This is a genomic window from Desulfoluna sp. CYM3A (assembly GCF_056829965.1).
Genome location: NZ_CP186556.1, coordinates 3092900 through 3114180 on the forward strand (window position 1 = coordinate 3092900; position 21281 = coordinate 3114180).

Sequence of the window (21281 nt, forward strand, 5' to 3'; positions counted from 1 at the left end):
GCCTCTTTTACCACCCCATGCGCCCCTTACCCGAACAGTCCATAAAAAAGCGCCGCCGGCAACACAAGACACGCGTCATTCCAGGTAATTGTCGAGATAAAGCCAGACATCCCAAACGGCCCCCACCTTTTTTGCGTTATCAGGATTTTGAGGCAGGTCACACCTCCTGCAGCCCTGACGCCTTAAAGATGAGGGGCACGCGACCCGGCAAATATCCGGGCTGCCCCCGTCAAAGGGTGAAGGGATCCCCTTCAAGCCTGTTTTTACAGCAGATCGCCCTCTTGAGAAACAGAACCAGGGGCGCCAGGGCCGCGCCGCCCCCTTGCAATTCACCAGCCCGTGTTTATATTGGTGTGACCATGAGCCATTATAATGAAAACATACCCGACCCCAAGGAACTCGAAAAGGAGATCGGTAATTTCCTCAATCAAAAGTTTGGCGGAAACGTAAAGATCGTCTCTCCCTTCTCGAAACCCGAGCGGGACAAAACCGAAGGCAAGAGCGTCAGAGCGGAGAAGAAGGGTTTTCAACTCGACTTCGACATGAAGCCTGAAGACCTGGTGGCCTATCTGGACCAGTTCATCATCCGTCAGGAGAGGGCCAAAGCCGTTCTGGCAACAAAAATCTGTACCCATTTCAATCGAATCCGCCATTTAGGGGACGAGGGGCGAAAGACCTCCGGCATTGTGGGGGGCATCAAAAACAACGTCCTGATGATCGGCCCCACCGGCGTGGGCAAGACCTACATGATCAAGCTCATCGCCGACAAGATCGGGGTCCCCTTTGTCAAGGGGGACGCCACCAAGTTCACCGAGGCAGGCTACGTGGGCGGTAACGTCGAGGACCTGATCCGGGACCTCGTGCGTGAAGCCGACGACGACATTGAGCGAGCCGAATGCGGCATCGTCTATATCGACGAAGTGGACAAAATCGCCTCCTCCCCCAACCTCGTGGGAGCCGACATCTCCCGCACCGGTGTCCAGCGGGCTCTCCTCAAGCCCATGGAAGAGACCGACGTGGAGCTCAAGGTCCCCCATGACCCTGTCTCCATGCTCAAGGAGATGGAGCGCTACCAGAAGACCGGCAATCTGGAAAAGCAGGTGATCAACACCGGCAACATCCTCTTTATCATGAGCGGCGCCTTCAACGGCCTGTCCGAGATCATCGAAAAGCGCAACCGGAAAAAAAGCATCGGGTTCGGCGCCACCCTCCACGACAACACGGACACCGACGCCATCTTCCGCGAGCTTCGCACCGAAGACCTGGTGGAGTTCGGCTTCGAGTCTGAGTTTGTGGGGCGCCTGCCCGTACGCACCACCCTGGAGTCCCTCTCCGAGGACGATCTCTTTGAGATCCTTAAAAATCCCAACAACCCGGTGATCCTGAGCAAAAAACTCGATTTTTCCTCCTACGGCATCAGCATCCGGTTCGACGATGAGATCCTCCGGGAGATCGCGCGGCGAGCCCACCTTGAAAACACCGGGGCCCGAGGCCTCGTGAGCGCTGTGGAGGATGTGCTCCTCCCCTTTGAGACCCGCCTGCCCTCCACGGGCCTGAAAGAGTTCCCCGCCACGGTCGAAGCCGCATTGGAGCCCGAGGAGACCCTGCGATCCCTGTCGGACCCTGCCATGGCCGACGAGTGGAGTGCACGCTTCCGGCACCTGGAGGCACTGGAAACAGAATCCCTGTCCGGGTACATCACCAACCACTGGAATCAACTCACCGTGGGCCACCTGCTGCCCATGACGCCCTGGCGAACAGACCTGGCGTCAACGCTCTGTATCGCAAGCGGAATCTCCACGGGACGCGCCATTGAGAGAATTCATTCACATTATGAAGAGGTTAAAAAACTTGAGGTGAATTTTTTCTCGAAATTTGGTATGCATGTCCTGTTTGATGAAGAGGCGGTGGATTTCCTCATGGACCAGATCCTGACATCCGGAGCCACCTTCGACGAGTTGTTTGCTAAAATCAGTGGAGATTTTGAGCTCGGCCTCTCCCTGATCCGGGAAAAAACCGGCAAGACTCACTTCTTCATCACACGGGAGGCCCTGTTGTCGCCGGAAACCTTCCTGGACGACCTCATCAAAGAGGAGCTCGTGGGAAAAACCGACGCCATCCGCCTTCCCGACAACACTAAGACATAACGAGTCCCTGTCGGCAGCCCTCGTTTCGCCCTGGGATTCGACACCATTCAAACGAGATACCAACAAAGGCCCCGTTTTGAGGGCCTTTGCTGTCACAACCGGAGAGTATACGTAGATGATCGGAATATCCAAACTCTACTGCGGAACCGTGGAACCCTCAGACGCCCTGCGCTACGGACGCCATTCCGGGAGCCTTCCTTCCCACCTGCTTCAGTTTTCCAAAGACAAAAAGCCTGTGGTTGTGTGGAACTGCACCCGGGCATGCAACCTCAAATGCATCCACTGTTACGCCAAGGCCAAGGCGACCGGCGAAGACAACGAAATGACCACCGAAGAGGGCAAGGCCCTCATCGACGACCTGGCGGCCTTCGGTGCCCCGGTGATCCTCTTCTCCGGCGGTGAGCCCCTCATGCGCAAGGACATGCCGGAGCTGGCCGAGTACGCCGTTTCCAAGGGGATGCGCGCCGTCATCTCCACCAACGGCACCCTCATCACCAAAGAAGTGGCCCAGAACCTCAAGCGCATCGGCCTCTCCTACGTGGGCATCAGCATGGACGGCATGGAAGCCACCCATGACCACTTCCGCGGAGAAAAAGGTGCGTTCCAGGCAAGCCTCGAGGGCATCCGCAACTGCCAGGAGGCGGGCATCAAAGTGGGCCTGCGCTTCACCATGAACCGCATGAACGTCCGTGACATCCCCGAGGTTTTTAAACTCCTCGAAGAGATGGACATCCCCCGCATCTGCTTCTACCACCTGGTCTACGCCGGGCGTGGCGTCAAGATCGGCGACGAGGTGCTCTCCCACGAAGAGACCCGAAAGGCCGTGGACCTCATCGCCACCGAAGCCAAGCGCCTCCACGATGCTGGCAAGCCCAAGGAAGTCCTCACCGTGGACAACCACGCCGACGGTCCCCACATCTACCTGCGCATGCTCGAAGAAGACCCCGAGCGCGCCAAGGAAGTGCTTGAACTCCTCCAGATGAACGAAGGCAACAGCTCCGGCCACGGCATCGGCTGCGTCAGCTGGGACGGCTCTGTTTACGCCGACCAGTTCTGGCGTCACCACAGCTTCGGCAACGTGCGCCAGCGCCCCTTCTCCGAAATCTGGACCAACCCCGAGGACGACCTTCTCCTGAAACTCAAGGAGAAGAAAAAGCACGTCACCGGCAGGTGCGCCAAGTGCAAATGGCTCGATATCTGTGCCAGAGCAAGCTTCGGCGTCCAGCACGAAGCCGCCACCGGCGATGTCTGGGCCCCGGATCCCGAATGCTACTTAACCGATGAAGAGATCGGCTTGACCGAATAACCATACCGGGCCCGGGCAGAGGCTGCCGTCTCTGACCCGCAAGCCCCATGCCGAAGGCGACGGCAAGCAAACGGCGGCCACTTCCGGTGAGCCGCCGTCACCTTGAGAGCCGGAGTACCGGCCCTCGCCTTCGCCGTAAGGAGTACCCGATGCTGTTCCCCCAATACCGAGGACGACGCCTGAGAGCGTCATCCAGCCTGCGCCGCATGATCCGCGAAACCTCCCTCTCCGTCGACGACCTGATCCTGCCCCTCTTCGCCATCGGCGGAAAAGGCGTGAAAAACCCCATCGACTCCATGCCCGGGCATTACCAGTTCTCCGTGGACAACCTCGTCAAGGTGGCCAAAGAGGCCTGTGACCTTGGGATCCCCGCAGTGATGATCTTCGGCATCCCCGACAAGAAAGATCCCCTGGGCACCTCGGCCTACGCAAAAAACGGCATCGTTCAGAAAGCGGTGCGCGAGGTGAAGAACAAGGTCCCCGAACTCACCGTCATCACCGATGTCTGCCTCTGCCAGTACACGGACCACGGCCACTGCGGCGTGGTGGAAAAGGGCAAGATCGACAACGACATGAGCCTCGATCTCCTGGCCCGTATCGCCGTCTCCCACGCCAAGGCCAACCGCGAACTGGTGGCCTCGGACGTGGACGGCCGCGTGGGTGAGATCCGGGACGCCCTGGACCAGGAAGACATGGGCGAGATTCCCATCATGAGCTACGCCGTGAAGTACTGCTCCGCCTACTACGGTCCCTTCCGGGCAGCCGCCCACTCCGCCCCCACCTTCGGTGACCGGCGCACCTACCAGATGGACCCGGCCAACGTTCTGGAAGGCATCCGGGAGGCCACCATGGACGTGCAGGAAGGCGCGGACATCATCATGGTAAAACTGACCTGTGGCCCCCTGGACGTCATCTCCAAGGTCCGGGACGAGGTGGACCTGCCCATGGCCGCCTACAACGTCAGCGGCGAATACGCCATGATCAAGGCCGCGGACCAGCTCGGCTGGATCGACGGCACCAAGGTGATGATGGAAACCCTGACCTCCATTAAACGGGCAGGCGCGGACATCATCCTCACATACCACGCCCTGGAAGCCGCCCGGGAGCTTGGCGGGAAATAGAGGCCTGAAAAAGCGCCTCCGGCGGCCCTGCCGGGGGCCAAACTTTTGAAAAGTTTGACAAACAGGACTTAAGCACGCGCGATACCGGCTGTTTACCTATGCCGGTACACTGCGCGCATCAGACTTGCTTACTTCGGTGTTGCAACCGGAATGTTTTTGCGGAGCTTTTTTCAAAAAGCGACCCCGCCGGAGGCACGATACAACATGGACACGGCAACTGCATGAGCGTGCTGGAAGAGCACAGACCCCACGGTCACGGCGGCGGGCACGGAAAAAAAGAGGCGGAGTTGAGACTGGTGGCCTGGGAGACAACCCGGCGCTGCAACCTGACCTGCGTGCACTGCCGTGCCGCAGCCGAAAACGGCCCCTACCCCGGGGAGCTGGATACCGAAGCCGCCTTCAGGCTTTTGGACCAGATCGCCGAGGTGAGCAAGCCCATCATCATCCTGACCGGCGGCGAGCCCCTCATGCGCGAGGATATCTTTGAAATCGCCGCTTACGGCAACAAGCTCGGCATGCGCATGACCATGGCCCCCAACGGCACCCTGGTCACCGCTGAGAACGCAAAAAAGATGGTGGAGTCGGGCATTGTGCGCATCAGCCTGAGCCTGGACGGCGCCACCAAGGAGTTCCACGACGGGTTCCGCGGCGTGGACGGCGCCTACGACAGCGTCATGCAGGCAGTGGAATACGCCAAGGCAGCGGGCCTGGAGTTCCAGATCAACACCACCATCACCAAGGACAACCTCTCCCAGATCCCGGACATCCTGGCCAAGGCCGAGGAGATCGGAGCCGTGGCCCACCACATCTTCCTTCTGGTGCCCACGGGCAGGGGAAAATACATCGCCGACAGCGAGATCAACGCCAAGGAATACGAGGAGACCCTCAACTGGTTCTACGACCAGCGGAACAAGACCTCCCTCCAGCTCAAGGCCACCTGCGCCCCCCACTACTACCGAATCCTTCGCCAGCGGGCCAAAGAGGACGGAGAAAAGGTCACCTTCGAGACCCACGGCCTGGATGCAGTGACACGCGGCTGCCTGGGTGGCATCGGGTTCTGCTTTGTCTCCCACACCGGCACGGTTCAGCCCTGCGGGTTCCTCCACACCGACTGCGGCAACGTCAAGGAGCAATCCTTTGCCGAAATCTGGAAAAACTCCAAGGTCTTTAAAGAGCTACGGGACTACGACCTTCTGGAAGGCAAATGCGGCCCCTGCGAATACAAGCGGGTCTGCGGCGGGTGCCGGGCCAGGGCCTTTGAGGCAACGGGCAGCTACCTCACCGAAGAGCCCCTCTGCAGCTACAAGCCGCCGCGCATGGAGAAATAGCGCCCCACGCAAAGGCCCTTTCCGGTTTCATGTGCCGTCAGGTACATCCCAAAATAATAAACCCTGCACGCTTAGCGTCGCGGATTTCCTTATGAAACACCCCACGGTGGTCTCTCGAAAGAGCTGAACCACGACTGCCGCTGAATAATATACTGACACCTCGAAATACGACGGACCGTAGAGTGCACTCCGTGCACAAAAACCACCGCCCAATCCCCCATACCCTCGGCAACGCCAACGCCCTTGGTATCCGAACATGGTGCACAGAGTACACCCTACAAGCAAGAGGCGTGCTGGAAGGAGTGAACCATTACAACGTGATGGCACCAACCTGTGAAGCTTTTTCTACATAAAAGCCTTTGCCGTAATTTTTTACAAATGGCACGAATTTCTTCTTGACAGATATTCTTACCCTCTGTAGGCTCCCTTCCAAAAAGTTTGAATACTCTAACTCGTAATCACATAGAAGCCTTCAGGGAAACGCCGGGGGTAAACAGCTTGTCCAATCATCCCCGTTCGGAACCGCACTGCCCGACATCGACAGCTACCACGCCAACGAAACCGGCAACCCCCTTACCGATGCATTTTCAACGAGCACCACCGTCCACCCCGGAGGCAAGGCAACACCCGTGGCTGAGGAAGAGACTGCCGCCACCTATGCGTCACTGACACAAAAACCCCGGCACGGCAAAACCGCGGCCTACATCCATGTGCCGTTCTGTGAAAGCCACTGCCTCTACTGCGGATTCTACCGAAAACGCTACGACGAAGGCCAGAGCAGGGCCTATGCAGACGCCCTCATCGCGGCTGCGGACTCGGCAAGACCCCTTCAGGCAAGCGCCCCCATCCATGCCGTCTACATCGGCGGAGGCACGCCCACCTCCCTGGAAGCCCCGGACCTCAAGCGCATCCTTGATGCCATTCGGGAAAACCTTCCCCTTGCAAACGATTGTGAACTCACCGTTGAGGGACGCATCTGGAACTTCGGGCCGGAAAAAATGGAGGCTTGCCTGGAGGGTGGTGCCAACCGCTTCTCCATCGGGGTCCAGACCTTTGACACGAAACTTCGGCAATCCATGCACCGCCTGGCCGACCGGGACACGGTCCTCACCGCCCTTGCACGGCTGAGGGACTACGACCAGGCCGCCGTCATCATCGACCTGATCTACGGGTTTCCCAACCAGACCATGGAGCTGTGGGAAGAGGACATCCGCATCTTCCAAAGCCTGGGGCTCGACGGCGTGGACCTTTACCAGCTCAAGGTTTTTCCCGGCACCCCCTTAAGCAAAGCCATCGACAAAGGGCGTTTCCCCCGGGGGCGGACCTGGCCACCCGGGCGCGCATGTACGCCCGGGGCACGGAGCTCATGGCCGACGCCCAGTACACCCGGCTCTCCGTCAACCACTGGGGCCGCACCCCACGGGAGCGGAACATTTACAACCACATGATGAAAAGCCCCTCCTGCTGCCTGCCCTTCGGACCCGGTGCCGGAGGCAGCGCCCACGGCCATTTCTTCTTCCTGGAAACGGATTACGACGTATGGCGCAGGGCCGTGCTCGACGACGGACGAAAGCCCCTTGTCACCATGCAGCGCCAGACCGCCCACGCCGAACTGGAAAAAACCATTACCAGCGAGCTGGAACTCTGCAGGATCAACCTTGGAGACCTCGGAAAACGGTTCGGGCTCACCCTGGCTGAGACCCTGGGCACCCTTTACGAGCAGTGGGAACGTGCCGGGCTCCTCACCCACCGAAACGGATGGTGTCGCCTGACGACCGCCGGGCAGTTCTGGCAGGTCACCATGGCGCAGCTAACCATCAATTACCTGTACGACACGATTTTTACGGAGGAATCATGATGCGATTGTTTTCAGCCTTGCGTTCTCCCCTGATAACCGGTGCCTTGAGCGCATCTCTTATCCTGGGAACCGCGGTATCCACCTTTGCCGAGCCTGTGGAGACCACCTCGGAGATGAAGGTCACGGCCACCCGAACCGAACGAGAATTAAGCGAAATCCCCTCATCCCTGAGCGTGGTCACGGAAGAAGAGATCATCCGCCACGGCTACACCTCCGTCGCGGACATCCTCCAGGACGTCCCTGGGGTTGAGATCTACGACCAGAGCCTGTCCGGGGCCAAGCGCATCAATATCCGTGGCGAATCCGGGTCGCGGGTGCTCATCATGGTTGACGGCCAGAAAATCACCGAACAGAAATCCATGGACGGAGCGCCCCTTCTCATCGACCCCAACCAGATTGAGCGCATTGAGGTGATGAAGGGGCCGGCCTCGGTTCTTTACGGTTCCGAGGCCATCGGCGGGGCGGTGAACATCATCACCAAAAAAGGAGGCACCAGGCCCATCCAGGCGTCAGCCAACGTCACCTACAACTCCTCCACGGAAGGTTTTGAAGAGAGCCTGGCCCTGTACGGACGCAAGGACAGCTTCAGTTATCGCATCAACGGCACCCGCTCCGACCAGGGTGACCGGGAAACACCCAGCGGCACCACTGAAGACTCCGGGTCCGAAGCCACGGCAGGCAGTGTGTTCCTGGGTTACGAAACAGGCAAGCTTGCCATGGGGGTTAAGGTGGAAGACTACACCAGTGAAATCGAATCACCGCCCACGGTATCAGACGGAAGCCCCTTTGACCTGCACCTGCCCGAATGGACCAGGCAAAAAGCATCTGTGACCTTTGACATCAAGGACCTTTCTACCGCCGTCCCCAAGATCCACATGGATGCCTATGCCCAGAAAACGGAAAAAGAGTTCGAGCAGCGCATGGTCATCAACATGGGGCGTTTAGGCACCTACAAGCATGCCCTGGACACCTATAACGACCAGAAGACCTACGGGGCCACCGCCCAGGTCGACATTGTGCCGTCGCCCAACCACTACCTCATCGCAGGGTATGCTTACACCCACGACACCCTGGACGCCGAGAGCACTCAGGACTTTGATGACCTGGGCGGACGCATCCTTCCTCCGCCTCCCATGGGACCTCCCGGACCTTCCACGGACCCCGTTACCACCACCAACGACGCCAACATGACGACCCATGCCCTCTTCCTGCAGGATGAATGGATCCTGCCAAAGGACCTTCTCCTCACCTTCGGCGGTCGCCAGACCTGGGTGGAATCGGAGTTGGAAGAGAGCAACGCCCCCGGTGCCAAGATCGGAAGCACCAGGGACAGCCACCCGGTCTTCAGCGGTGGCCTGACCTGGAACGGTATCAAAGGCCTGACCCTGCGGGGCAACATCTCCCAGGGTTACCGGTTCCCCGGCCTTGACAAGCTCTTCATGGGCACAAACCACGGCGGCCGAACCACCCTGGCCAACCCCGACCTCTCCCCGGAGACCTCAACCAACTACGAAATCGGGGCTCGGTTAGACACCAATACCTGGGGCCTGGACCTCGCGGTCTTTTACAACCTCGCCGACGACTACATTCACTCAACACCCGTCAGCGGCAACATCTACACATACGACAACGTGGACAAAGCAAAAACCCACGGCGTCGAAGCCACCATCGACTACACCATCCTGCCCCTTCACCTTACGCCTTATGCCTCGGGTGCCTGGATGAAACGAAAGTTCGAGACCGAAGAGCTCTCCACCTGGAAAACCGACACCCCCGAGCTTTCCGGACGCTTCGGCCTGCGCTACGAAACAAACCTCGCCACGCGCCCCGCCACCGTCTGGGCCGATCTCTGGATGCGCGCGGCAACGGAGTCCGAGCTGGAACAAACAGACGACGACAACCCCGGAAAAACGGAAATTAAAACCAAAAGCTCCTGGCAGACCCTCAACATCGCCTTTGGCAGCAAGTTCGGAAAAGACCGGCAGTACCATGTCTCCCTGAACCTCAACAACCTGTTGGACGAGTCGTACCAGACGGCCCGCAACAGCCTTGAAGAGGCCGGGTTCCACGCCGTGGCCCGGGTGGGCGTCTCCTTCTGATAACCTTCAAACACCACCTCCCGGCTCTGTCAAAAAGCCGGGAGGCTTTAAGGACACCCATGGAAAAAACACCCTACTGGGAAATGCGGGACATCGTGACCATCGGTATCTTTGCCGCCGTCACCAAGGTGACGAGCCTGCTGGTGGCCCTTGTGGGCGGGGGGATGAACCCCATCACCCTGATTCTCAAAAACCTGTTGTTCACCACGCTGGCCATCGTCCTTCTCTACAAGGTCAGAAAATTCGGTGCACTCACCCTGTTCCTCCTGGTCAACATCCTGGTCTCCCTTTTGCTCATGGGCGGCTCCCTGGTGCTCATCCCCGCCATGGTCCTGGCTGGGATCGTGGCCGAAGCCGTCATCATGATCTTAGGAGGATACGCCAGAAGCGCCAATCTCATCATCGGGGTGGGACTCTACGACATCGTCTTCAAGGTGAGTTCCGTGGGGGCTTCCTGGCTCTACATGCGAGAACAGCAGGAGATGGTCATCATGTCCGCCATCATTGTCGGCATCGGGTATATCGGGGCCTTCCTGGGCCTTTTCTCCGGTGCCTTTTTCGTCAAGGAGCTTCGCCATGCGTGCATTATTCGCAGCTGATGCCGTGCAGGCGAAAAGCCATGTCCACAGGCTCGACGTCCGCACCAAAATCCTCATCAGCCTGGTGGCCTCAGTGGCCGTCATCTTTATCAATTCGCCCCTTGCCATGGGCTTCCTCGCCCTGGCAAGCGCTCTTTACGTTCTGGAGCTGGGCCGGTACGGGGTCGTGGCCGTCTGCTACGTGGCCATCGGACTCATGTGGGTGATGGCCCTGGGATTCATGGCCCTTATTCACCACATGGCCCCGATGATCCCCGCTTCCGGAATCGGTACCATGGCGGTACCGTTTCTGCGAACGGTCATCATGATCAATACGGTGCTGGCCCTGGCCCTCTCCTCACGCATCCAGACGGTTCTCACGGCCCTGAAGAGCTTCCGGCTTCCCATCTGGATCTACATTCCGGCGGCGGTGATGATCCGCTTTGTCCCCACCTTTATCCGGGACGTGCAGCAGATCCACGAATCCATGCGCATCCGGGGCTATCACCTGCGCCCCTCTTTTATCGCCCGGCACCCGGTCCTTTCCGTCCGGCTCCTGGTGGCCCCCATTCTCTTCCGGGCCCTGCGCAGCTCCGACGATTTGGGTATTGCCGCCGAGCTCAAGGGCGTCTCCCGGACCAACACCATGGTGAGCTACAAAACCCAGGCCTTTTCCCGGGCTGATGCCGTGGCGTTTATCGGCCTTGTCCTTATCCTCCTCACCGGCGCGTATCTTCAACTGCGCTGGGGAACAGCCACCACAGGATTCATGCCATGATCGAACTGCAACACGTCACCTACACCTACCCATTCCAGGAGACACCCGCCGTGCGGGACCTCTCCCTTGCGGTCAACCCGGGCGAAGTGACGCTGGTCACCGGCGCCAGCGGCTGCGGAAAATCCACCCTCATCCGGCTGGTCAACGGGCTCTGCCCGCACTTTTTCCAGGGCACACTGGAAGGAGAAGTCCGTCTCAACGGGGTATCGAGCACAGGAAAGACCCTGGCCCAGCTCTCCACTGAGGTGGGCACCGTGTTCCAGGACCCGGAGATGCAGTTTTTTGCCCTCAACGTGGACGACGAGATCGCCTTTGCCCACGAATGGCTCGGCAAACCGCCGGAAGAGATCCAAGAGGTCGTGAAACAAACCGCTGAGCAGCTCAACATCACACACATCCTGGATTCATCCATCCACGACCTCTCCGAGGGCCAGAAACAGAAAGTGGCCCTGGCCGACATCCTCTCCCTGTCCCCCTCCATGGTGGTACTGGACGAGCCCTCGGCCAACCTGGACCCCGAGAGTACCGATGCCCTGGCCCAGTTGATACGCGACCTCAAAAACAGGGGAATCGCCGTGCTGGTGGTGGACCACCGGCTCTACTGGCTGGAAGGTGTGGCCGATCACGTGGTGGTGATGGACAATGGGAAAATCGTTGCCCGGGGAGAATTCGACATGCTGGGGGACGCGGCACTGCGTGCCCGCTACGGCCTGCGCGCTCACCATGTCCCGGATACCAGGCAGAGCCTTCCCCCCCTTCCGAAAAGCGGCCACCTGGAGGTCGAGGGGCTCACCTTCGGCCACGGAAACGGCCCAACCCTCTACGACAACGCTTCCTTTGCCCTGCCCCAGGGGGTCACGGGAATCATTGGAGACAACGGCACCGGCAAAACCACCCTTGCCCGGCTTCTCACGGGCCTCACCAAGCCCCGAAGCGGAAACATCACCATCGGCGGAGACAGGATCAAACAAAAACACCTGCTGAACCACGCGGGCATAGTCCTTCAGAATACGGACCACCAGCTCCACATGAACTCGGTGCTCCAGGAGGTGGCCATGGCCTCGGGCACCCACCGGATCCGCAACGAAAATCGCGACACGCTCATCGCCTTTCTGGACCGCTTCGGCCTCGCCCACCTGGCGAAACGCCATCATCCCTATCGGCAGAACAACGACTGGTCATTGCATGCGGCCTGGCCCAACAACCGGATATTTTTATCCTGGACGAGCCCACCAGCGGACTGGACGGCCACAACATGGAGCGCATCGCGGCCATGATGCGCGAAGCGGCAGACAGCGGTACCAGCGTGGTGGTCATCACCCACGATCTGGAGCTTCTCCACCTCGCCTGCGATGTGGCCCTGCGCCTTCCCTTTTCACAAGACCAACAGGAGTCCTCACCATGTTTGAAGACAGCGTAACCCCGGACATCAAAGCCCGGATTCAGGAAATGATCGACGAAAACCCCAGCACCATGCCCAGCCAGATGGCAGCCCAGCTCCACATCTCCGAGGCGGCGGTGGTCTCGGCCCTTCCTGCCCCCATGGGCACCTTTGTTGAGGCCGCACACTTCGACACCGTCTGGGAGGCCATGACCGGCTGGGAAAAAATCACCTTTCTCCGCCAGAGCCCCACATCCGTCATCGAGGTAAAGGGAAAGCTCCCTAAAGGCACCCACGGCCACGGATATTTCAACCTCATGGATAGGGAGAACCCCCTGGGCGGGCACCTTAAAGTGGACAAACTCGGGGCCATCTGCTTTCTCGAAAAGCCCTTCTTCGGCCTGGAGAGCCTCTCCGTGCAGTTCTACGACACCAACGGCGACCATATGTTCGCCGTCTACGCAGGAAGGGAGCAACGCACCCTCATCCCTTCTGTAAAAGCCGGGTTCCACGCCCTTCGCAACCAACTGACCAGCAAGGAGTAAACGCCATGAAATCACTCATCGTCTATTCATCCCGAACCGGAAACACCCGAGCCGTTGCCGAAGCCGTTAAAGAGGCGTTCCCCGAGCCCTGCACCCTGGCCCCCGTTGAAGAGGCACCCGCCGTGGACGACTACGATGTCATCGCCATCGGCTACTGGGTGGACAAAGGCATGCCCGATGCAAAGGCCAAGGCGTTCATGGAGAAAATCAAAGGGAAAAAGGTGGGACTCTTCGGGACCCTGGGGGCCTACCCGGACTCGGATCACGCAAACGATTGCCGGGTAAAGGCTGAAACTCTCATGGAAGGAAACGAGGTGATAGGGCAGTTTCTCTGCCAGGGCCGCGTGGACCCCAAGGTGCTGGAGATGATGGCCAAGATGGCCTCAGACCAGCACCCCATGACAGACGAGCGCAAGGCGCGCATCGAAGAAGCGAAAAAACACCCCAACGAAGAGGATTTTGAACAGGCCAAAGCCTTTTTTCGGAAGTGCTTGAACGTATAAAAACCAAAAAAACGCCTCCGGCGGCCCTGCCGGGGGCCAAACCTTTGAAAAGTTTGACAAACAGGCTTTAAGTGCTATTTCGTTTTATTCGAGTACCTTGGTTTACCAGCGGCTTTAGGCTTAACGAGTAAGAGACCGGAACGTTTTTGCGGAGCTTTTTTCAAAAAGCGACCCGCCAGAGTTATTCCGGGTGAAGTCAAGACAGATTCAAGGACTTTCTTTCGTTCCCAGGCTCCGCCTGGGAATGATGCACGGAGGCTTTGCCTCCACGGTTGGAATCGCTTCACTCTGAACGTTTTATCCATTATGACGCGATGCTTCACAGCGGCAAGGCGGAGCCTGGGAGCGAACAAAAAAGCCTCCGGCCGGAGGCGTTTCTTGTTTTTAAATCCTTCAGGAAGACTTGGACGCGTGATTCTCCGGCAGGGTGAATTTTTCCTGCCAGGTGTCGATGTCGCAGCCTGCCTCCTTTAAATAAAGGATAAAGCGGCCAAGCTGGAGCACCACGTCGTCGGTGACGGCGTGCTCCACCCGGCATGCCGTGGCCTCGGCCTCCTCGTCGGGGAGTTGCAGGACGCGCCCGAAAAAGTCGCGGAGGATCACGTTACGGTGGGCAATGCGCTTACCCAGTTCCCACCCGGAGGGGGTGAGTGTGATGGGGCTGTAGGGCCTGTATTCGATCAGCTCCCGGGCGGCAAGGGATTTCAGGGCCGTGGTCACGGTGGACCGGGTGACCCCCAGGTCGTCTGCGATGGCGTTGGAGCGGGCGTCCCCGTTTTTCTGGACCAGTCTGAAAATAGCGGCAAGGTAATCTTCGAGGGTGGATGTCAGCGGGGTCTCTTTTGTAATCATGATCTCTCCTTGGGGTTGGTACTCCGCAATGGTGATTAGTCAATCCGCCACCATTTGACAACATGTAATATCAAAATACAGATAACGGTTCAGTTCATTGATGCCTCCGGCGGCCCTGCCGAGGCCAATCTTTTGAACCTCAGGACACACAGGTTTTCACGTTATGCGCCTCTTCTCTCTTCCGCCCTGGCTGCGCCTTCTTGCCGGGTACGCCTCCATGTATCGAACCCGTGTTGCCGTCGGTATCGGCTGCAGCACGGCTGCCCGCGTCTGCGACCTTCTGCCCATGATTATAGCAGGGTATGCGGTCAATCACATCACGTCGAGCCCCGACGGAGCAACCGGCTTTCTGGCATACGGGCTGGCAGTCTTCTGCGCCTTTGGCGGCCTGGCCATCTTTCAAAGCTCAAGTGATTACCTTTTGGCTGCCGTGGCCCAGTGCATCCGCCATGACATCAGGATGAAGCTCTTTGCCAAGATCCTCTCCGTGGACACCGAGTTTATTGATGCGCGCAGCAAGGGGGACCTCCTCTCGGTTGTCACCAACGACGTGGACGTGCTCAACGTCTTTTTCTCAGAGACCATCGCCAACCTGGTGCGTGTGGTCATCTCCTTTGCGGGCACCTACGGTTACCTTTTCTGGCTCGACGGCCGGCTGGCCCTGATCCTGGCTTTTCCCCTGCCCCTTGCATTTCTGGCCATGCGCCTTTTTTCTCGCAGAGTCCAGCCCCAGTACCTTAGATCACGACGGGCCGTGGGCCGCTTTGCCGGGACCCTTGAAAACAGCCTCCAGGGCATTCCCGTGCTCCGGGCCTACTGCGCCGAGCAGGCAGAAACAGACCGCCTGAAAAAAGAGTCCGCCTTCTATGGTGGTACACGGCCGTGGCCGCGGCAAAAACCAGACGAAACTTCATCCCGGTCATCTACGGCATCGCCGGGCTCTCCTTTGCCCTTCTCATCGGCGGAGGCGGCTGGCTGACGCAGCAGCCCGGCGGCCCCAGCCTCGGCGCCTACACCACCTGCGTCCTCATGGGCATGCGCCTTGTGGTCCCCATCTTCACCCTAACCTTTCTCATCAACCAGCTTCAGCAGGCCAAGGCCGCGGCCACAAGGGTCCGCGAGCTTCTTTTCGTTAAGCCCCTCCTTGCAGACCCGGCCGACGCCACGGACCTTCAGGGCCTCCCCGAGACCGTCCGTTTCCACAAGATCCGGTTCCGCTACCCAAACCACCCGGAGCTCTTTTCCGACCTCTCCTTTACCATCAACAAAGGCGAATTCATTGGCATTGCAGGGCCCACCGGCGCAGGCAAAAGCAGCCTCATCAAGCTGCTGCTCCGCTTCTACGGCCCAAATTCCGGCCAAATCGCCATCAATGGACAAAACCTGGAAGAACTTGCCGCCGCCAGCTTTCGCAAACATGTGGGCTACGTCTCCCAGCACCCCTTTCTCTTTCACGGAACGGTTCTGGACAACCTCTGCCTGGGAAGCCCCGAAGCCACGGACGCGGAGATCCAACAGGCCCTTCGGCAGGCCGGAGCCGAAGAGATGGTCCGCGCCCTTCCCCAGGGGCTCCACACCATCCTGGGAGATCAGGGAGACACCCTTTCCGGGGGGCAGAAGCAACGTCTCTCCCTGGCGCGGGCCCTGCTCAGGGACCCCGAGGTGCTCATCCTCGATGAGGCCACCTCGGCCGTGGACCCGGCAACCGAGAGCATCATCCACACAAACCTGATGGGCCTTCGGAAAAACCGCATCATCATTGCCGTTGCCCACAGACTCTCCACCCTCACGTCATGCGACCGAATCCTCGTCATGGACCAAGGGGGCATTGTCCAGGAGGGGCCCCATCGCCAGCTGGTGTCCCAGGAGGGCGTCTACCAAACCCTGTGGCAGGCCCTTCAGGAGACTCCTTGCTGAAAATCGGCCCCCAAAGCCACGGACCAGGGAACAAAGCCCCTTTTTTCCACTTAGAGATGTTACCACCCGTCAGCATGTGTTACGCAGGAACCTGGCGATTAAGGGATGATCCTCTGGAGTGCCGCACTCCGGTTCAGTCGATCTTTCTCGATTTCTTTGAAGGTCAAGGCCCAAACGTTAGTCAGGGCAAACCATCAAGGCCTGTTTGTTCAACTTTTCAAAAGCTTGCCCCCGCAAGGGGCGCCGGAAGCATAAGCTGAAATGATCTATTATTAATTTGGCTCCATCGTTTTTTCATGAAACATCCGGTCTAAGCGCATGACGGATTACGTCACTATCAAAGAAGTGCTCCCATGGTCATTGAGAAGAAAAACGTCATAGAAGAAACAGACACCCTCATCATCGGCGGAGGGTTAAGCGGACTCTACGCAGCCAGTGTCCTGGCTGCCGAAAAGAAAGAGGTGCTTCTGCTGGAAGCCCGGGACCGTATCGGGGGACGAATCCTCTGCACCGGACCAAACGGTTTCTCGGCGGACCTCGGCCCCTCGTGGTACTGGCCCGCCCTCAACCCGAGGGTCTGTGCCCTTATCAACGCCCTTCACCTTACGGGCTACCCCCAGTTTGAAACAGGGTACTGCCGTTTCCAGACCCGGGACGGCAAGGTCGTCACCATGGAGGGGCAGCCCATGGATCCTCCGGGCTGGCGACTCCACGGCGGCATGAGCGCCCTTGTGGAGGGATTGTATAAACGCCTTCCCCAAGGGACGGTAAGGCTAAGCCATCCGGTGTGCGACATCGAAAGGCAGGAAGACGGCATCCTTGTGAGCGTGGGCGTGCTTGATGAGCCGCCTGAGTGCCGCATCAAAGCCTCCCGCGTCATTCTGGCCATGCCGCCCCGACTGGCCGCACGATCGATCCTCTTTACACCGGATCTGCCCCACGACCTCACCCAATCCATGCTCCGGGCCAACACCTGGATGGCCGGCCACGCCAAATTCTTTGCCCTGTACGACGAAGCCGCCTGGCGACAACTGGGTCTCTCCGGCCAGGGGTTCAGTTATTATGGCCCGTTGGGCGAAATCCACGACGGTTCCACTGAAACGGGGGCCCCCTTCGGCCTCACCGGTTTCCTTGCCACGCCCGCCCTTCGGAGAAAAGAGAAGGAGGCCATGGTGCCCGCCATGCTGGCTCAGCTGGGCTCACTTTTCGGAGAGGAGGCGGCACACCCCACCGCCTTTTACTATCAGGATTGGTCCAGGGAGCCCTTCACAGCCACCGAATACGACCTCAGAGCCGCCCACAACCATCCTGAGTTTCATCTGCCGTCTGGGAAAACCACCATCTGGGACAACCGGTTCAGCTTTGCCGCGAACCGCCCACCACCTGGCCGGGTACCTGGAAGGGGCCCTGGCAAGCGGCGAGAGGGCAGCCCGCGCGGTGAACCAGGCCCCTTTGACATGCAACCAGAAAGCAACACACATATGATTGTCCTCTTCTTTACCTACTTTTCCGCATTATACTGGCTTATCAGGCGCTCTCCCCGGAACATCGCGACACAGGCCTTTCGCGTACTCTTTCTCGTGCCGTGCATCGTTCCGCTGATTCTCTTTTTCATGCTTGTCCGGACCCCGCTGATGAAAATCGGCGGCAAGGTCTCCGGTCTGTTCCGCATCCGGGAAGAGGAGATCTTCGGCATGGCCTTTTCTGTCCTTCTGTTCCTCTTCTCTGCCCTTGCCATGCATTTTGCCTTTGATCACTTCCACATGGCCTACACACACTTGTGGATAAAACTGCTCTGTACCATCGTACTTTTTATGGGCGTGGTGGAACTTTTCTGCATGAAAAAAAAGATGTGACAAAGGGAGAGATTCAGTGGGATTTGGCGGGTCAAAGGTTTTAGCCAAAACGCCATGTCTAAAATAAAAAAGGGAGCGCCCCGGGATGGACCAGGGACGCTCCCTTTTGATTTTTTAAACAGCCAGACTGCCTTGGCGGTTAGTCCACCATCTGGTTGGGCAGGTAGAAGACAATGTCCGGAAAGGCCGTGATGGCGATGACCATGAGGATCATGATGACGAAAAAGGGGAAGGTGGCCTTAAGGATGTCCCCCACCTTCTCACCGGAGATCCCTTCGATGACAAAGATGCTGAAGCCCACCGGGGGCGTGATCTGGGAGAGTTCCACCATGAAAACGAGAAAGATCCCGAACCACAAGGGGTGGAACCCTGCGGCCACGACGATGGGCAGCACGATGGGAAGGGTCATGACCACGATGGAGATCCCGTCCAGGATCATGCCCAGGAAGAGGTACATGATGGCGATGACAAAGATCAGCACATAGGGAGAGAGCCCCAGGCCCGTGATGTAAAGACTCAAGGCCCGGGCAATGCCCACAAAACCAACCACCTGGGAGAGAAAGGCCGCTCCCACGATGATAAAAGAGATCATGGAGGTGGTCTTCACGGCGGAGAGCACCGCCTCCCGGAAGTTTTCCACGGTCAGGTTCTTGAACCACACCGCAAGGATCAGGGCACCCACCACACCGATGGCAGCTGCCTCCGTGGGGGTGGTGATCCCCATGTAGATTCCGCCTAACACCACGATGATGAGCAGCAGCACGGGAAACAGCTCCCGGGAGGCCGCGATCTTCTCTTTGAAGGTGTGGCTCTCCTCTTCTTTCGGCATGACGTTGGGGTCGATCATGGCGCGCACCATGATGTAGGCGGCGTAGGCCGATGCCAGGCACAGGCCGGGGATGACCCCGGCAATGAAGAGCTTGCCGATGGAGGTATCTGAAAGGATCCCGTAGATAATCATGATCAGGCTGGGCGGGATGAGAAAGCCCAGGGTCCCGGCCCCGGCCAAAGAGCCGATGGCGATGCTGCGGTCGTAGCCCCTCTTGGAGAGCTCATCCAGGGTGATCTTGCCCACGGTGGCCGTGGTGGCGGCACTGGACCCAGACACCGCGGCAAAGAGCGAGCAGGCCACCACGTTGATGTGAAGCAGGCGCCCGGGAATCCCTGCCAGCCAGGGCTGAACGATCATGGGTGGAGATCTGGGTGCGGTAGAGGATCTCCCCCATGAGGATAAAAAGCGGCAGGGCCGTCAGGGACCAGGAGTTGGTGCTGTTCCAGATGGAGTTGGCCAGAAGCCCGCCGATCTTGTCCCAGACTGAAATGGTGGGGGGCAGGTTGAGTTTGAACATCAACATCCCCATCACCCCGGCCCCCATAAGGGAAAAGCCGATCCAGAGGCCGGACAAGCGCGAGACGGGGACAGCCACTCCGAACAGCAAAAAGGTTAGAATTAGCGGATCTGAAACGATGACAACCTCCTCAAAAAATCACCGGTAAGCTGCAGGATCAGCAGCAAAAGGCCCACCGGGATGACCAGCTGGGGAATATAAATGGGGGTTTCGGAGATGGAGTCGGCCGTCATGCCCAGGTCCCAGACGTCATAGGTCATGAGAACGGCATGGTAAAGCGCAAAACCGGTGAGGGCAATGGCCCCGGCCAGCACTGCCAGGTCCAGCACCGTAAGGGCCGGCTCGGGCAGCTTACCCCGCAACAGGGAGATCCGGATGTGGGCCCCCTCTTTCATGGAAAAAGAGAGCCCCATCATGACCACCACAACAAAAAAGTAGGCACTGTACTCGTCACCGATGAGGGTGGAGGCGTCAAAAAGGGTCCTCGCACAGATCTCCACGGTAATCAGCGCCACGATGAGAAGCATGAACAGGCCGGAGACATAGCCCCCGGCCTTGGAGCACGCATCACTGAGTGAGATGAGTTTTTTCATGGTCTACTTTATGTATGTGTTTAAAAGGGCCTTCTCGGCTTTTTTGGCCTTCTTGAGAAACTTCTTCTGGATGGCCAGGGCGGCGAGTAGCCACTCGGCGGTAAGCTCGGGGCTCTCTGGAGTCACGGTGATGCCCTCGGCGGCAATGGCCTTCAGGGCCTCTTCGCTTCGCGCCTGGGAGGCCGCCCACTGGGCTGCTTCGGTTTCGGACGCGGCTTTCAGCATGGCCGCCTGCTGGTCCTTGGACAGAGCATTCCAGTAGTCGAGGTTGATGGTGACCATGTTCAGGGGGTAGGCGTAGTTGATGGGCTCAAAGTGGCTGAGGACCTCCCAGAATTTACCATTCTTGGCGGATTCGGAAGAGGTCAGGACCGAATCGATCATGCCGGTGCGGAGGGAGGCGTACACCTCGCCCCAGGGCATGGACAGGGGCATGGCACCCAGGGCGCGGAGGAACTCGGCGCCGTTCTTGTCGTAAGTCCGGGTCTTGATGCCGTCGATATCGGCGCGGGTGACAATGGCTTTTTTGGTGACCAGGCCGCTGGGGGGCCAGGGCGCGGCATAAAGAAGTTTCTGGTTCCACCTGCGGGCGGATTTTTCATAGAGGGGCTTGCAGTCTGCATACAGGGCTTTGGCTTCGTCATAGGACTTGACCAGGCGGGGAAGGGAGCTGACGCCGAACACATGGGCGCTGCCGGCCACAACACCCATGAGGATGTCGGACATGGGAACCTGGCCGTCCTTGACCACCTTCAAAAGCTCGGGCCCCTTAAAACCAAGGCTGCCGCCTGGGTGAACCGTGATGAGAACAGAACCGTTGGAGTGGGCTTCAACACGCTTGGCAAAATCCATGGCACCCTGGGTATGGAAGCTGGTGGCGCCGTAGACGGCGTTTAAATCCAGCTTCATGGCTTCGGCCATGGCGGCGCTGCCGGTAAAAAGGACGAGAATCGTCACAACAAACAGTGTCTTTATACTCTTCATGAATCAAACACTCCTTAAATGTTCAGTTTAATGGGTTCATTCTTCCCGATGCACGGCCTTGGCTTGTGCATCGACTACGGTCACGC

At 58.8% G+C, this 21281-nt stretch carries 21 protein-coding genes; 16 read left to right on the forward strand and 5 right to left on the reverse strand.

From position 1 onward, the window contains the following. Nucleotides 1-359 precede the first annotated feature (359 nt). From ACOYW1_RS15790 to ACOYW1_RS15850, 13 genes are all read left to right on the forward strand, one after another. A complete protein-coding gene (locus tag ACOYW1_RS15790) occupies nt 360-2147 on the forward strand; it encodes an AAA family ATPase (RefSeq protein ID WP_482423549.1) in 1788 nt (595 codons plus the stop codon). A gap of 115 nt (nt 2148-2262) precedes the next feature. Beyond that, a complete protein-coding gene (gene ahbC, locus ACOYW1_RS15795) occupies nt 2263-3453 on the forward strand; it encodes a 12,18-didecarboxysiroheme deacetylase (protein ID WP_482423550.1) in 1191 nt (396 codons plus the stop codon). 149 nt (nt 3454-3602) lie between these two features. After that, a complete protein-coding gene (gene hemB, locus ACOYW1_RS15800; RefSeq protein ID WP_482423551.1) occupies nt 3603-4574 on the forward strand; it encodes a porphobilinogen synthase in 972 nt (323 codons plus the stop codon). 221 nt (nt 4575-4795) lie between these two features. Beyond that, complete coding sequence (gene ahbD, locus ACOYW1_RS15805; protein WP_482423552.1) at nt 4796-5902, forward strand: heme b synthase; 1107 nt, start codon at nt 4796-4798, stop codon at nt 5900-5902. Nucleotides 5903-6531: 629 nt separating this feature from the next. Beyond that, nucleotides 6532-7350, forward strand: coding sequence for a radical SAM protein (locus ACOYW1_RS15810; RefSeq protein WP_482423553.1), 819 nt, complete (start codon nt 6532-6534; stop codon nt 7348-7350). Beyond that, nucleotides 7269-7760, forward strand: coding sequence for a hypothetical protein (locus ACOYW1_RS15815; RefSeq protein WP_482423554.1), 492 nt, complete (start codon nt 7269-7271; stop codon nt 7758-7760). Before ACOYW1_RS15810 ends, ACOYW1_RS15815 begins: the two co-directional genes overlap by 82 nt. Further along, nucleotides 7757-9859, forward strand: coding sequence for a TonB-dependent receptor plug domain-containing protein (locus ACOYW1_RS15820; RefSeq protein ID WP_482423555.1), 2103 nt, complete (start codon nt 7757-7759; stop codon nt 9857-9859). Before ACOYW1_RS15815 ends, ACOYW1_RS15820 begins: the two co-directional genes overlap by 4 nt. Before the next feature lie 59 nt (nt 9860-9918). Next, the gene (locus ACOYW1_RS15825; RefSeq protein ID WP_482423556.1) at nt 9919-10458 is read left to right on the forward strand and encodes an MptD family putative ECF transporter S component; all 540 of its coding nucleotides are present in this window, start codon (nt 9919-9921) and stop codon (nt 10456-10458) included. Next, a complete protein-coding gene (locus ACOYW1_RS15830; RefSeq protein WP_482423557.1) occupies nt 10436-11215 on the forward strand; it encodes an energy-coupling factor transporter transmembrane component T family protein in 780 nt (259 codons plus the stop codon). Before ACOYW1_RS15825 ends, ACOYW1_RS15830 begins: the two co-directional genes overlap by 23 nt. Further along, complete coding sequence (locus ACOYW1_RS15835; protein WP_482423558.1) at nt 11212-12492, forward strand: ABC transporter ATP-binding protein; 1281 nt, start codon at nt 11212-11214, stop codon at nt 12490-12492. Before ACOYW1_RS15830 ends, ACOYW1_RS15835 begins: the two co-directional genes overlap by 4 nt. Next, complete coding sequence (locus ACOYW1_RS15840; protein ID WP_482423741.1) at nt 12435-12635, forward strand: hypothetical protein; 201 nt, start codon at nt 12435-12437, stop codon at nt 12633-12635. The genes ACOYW1_RS15835 and ACOYW1_RS15840 overlap by 58 nt, the downstream gene beginning before the upstream one ends. Beyond that, on the forward strand, nt 12617-13141 hold the full coding sequence (hutX, locus tag ACOYW1_RS15845; protein ID WP_482423559.1) for a heme utilization cystosolic carrier protein HutX: 525 nt from the start codon (nt 12617-12619) through the stop codon (nt 13139-13141). The genes ACOYW1_RS15840 and hutX overlap by 19 nt, the downstream gene beginning before the upstream one ends. Before the next feature lie 5 nt (nt 13142-13146). Beyond that, entirely contained in the window at nt 13147-13644 is a 498-nt protein-coding gene (locus ACOYW1_RS15850) for a flavodoxin family protein (protein ID WP_482423560.1), read from the forward strand. A 393-nt stretch (nt 13645-14037) separates the two neighbouring features. On the opposite strand, the gene ACOYW1_RS15855 is transcribed toward ACOYW1_RS15850, so the two are convergent. Continuing rightward, nucleotides 14038-14496, reverse strand: coding sequence for a metal-dependent transcriptional regulator (locus ACOYW1_RS15855; RefSeq protein ID WP_092212086.1), 459 nt, complete (start codon nt 14494-14496; stop codon nt 14038-14040). A 163-nt stretch (nt 14497-14659) separates the two neighbouring features. On the opposite strand from ACOYW1_RS15855, the gene ACOYW1_RS15860 reads away from it, so the two are divergent. From ACOYW1_RS15860 to ACOYW1_RS15870, 3 genes are all read left to right on the forward strand, one after another. After that, nucleotides 14660-15475, forward strand: coding sequence for an ABC transporter transmembrane domain-containing protein (locus ACOYW1_RS15860; protein ID WP_482423561.1), 816 nt, complete (start codon nt 14660-14662; stop codon nt 15473-15475). Further along, nucleotides 15379-16413, forward strand: coding sequence for an ABC transporter ATP-binding protein (locus tag ACOYW1_RS15865; protein WP_482423562.1), 1035 nt, complete (start codon nt 15379-15381; stop codon nt 16411-16413). Before ACOYW1_RS15860 ends, ACOYW1_RS15865 begins: the two co-directional genes overlap by 97 nt. A gap of 353 nt (nt 16414-16766) precedes the next feature. Continuing rightward, nucleotides 16767-18269 carry a flavin monoamine oxidase family protein gene (locus ACOYW1_RS15870; protein ID WP_482423563.1) on the forward strand — a complete coding sequence of 501 codons (1503 nt, stop codon included), beginning with the start codon at nt 16767-16769 and terminating at the stop codon, nt 18267-18269. 139 nt (nt 18270-18408) lie between these two features. Here the strand turns inward: ACOYW1_RS15870 and ACOYW1_RS15875 are convergent, their stop codons facing one another. From ACOYW1_RS15875 to ACOYW1_RS15890, 4 genes are read right to left on the reverse strand one after another with little or no spacing between them, the layout of a single operon-like run. After that, entirely contained in the window at nt 18409-19404 is a 996-nt protein-coding gene (locus ACOYW1_RS15875) for a TRAP transporter large permease (RefSeq protein WP_482423742.1), read from the reverse strand. Beyond that, a complete protein-coding gene (locus ACOYW1_RS15880) occupies nt 19322-19696 on the reverse strand; it encodes a hypothetical protein (protein WP_482423564.1) in 375 nt (124 codons plus the stop codon). Before ACOYW1_RS15880 ends, ACOYW1_RS15875 begins: the two co-directional genes overlap by 83 nt. A 23-nt stretch (nt 19697-19719) precedes the next feature. Further along, on the reverse strand, nt 19720-20211 hold the full coding sequence (locus tag ACOYW1_RS15885) for a TRAP transporter small permease subunit (RefSeq protein ID WP_482415717.1): 492 nt from the start codon (nt 20209-20211) through the stop codon (nt 19720-19722). A 3-nt stretch (nt 20212-20214) separates the two neighbouring features. Beyond that, nucleotides 20215-21195, reverse strand: a complete 981-nt coding sequence (locus ACOYW1_RS15890) for a TRAP transporter substrate-binding protein (protein WP_482423565.1) — start codon at nt 21193-21195, stop codon at nt 20215-20217. Nucleotides 21196-21281: the final 86 nt, after the last annotated feature.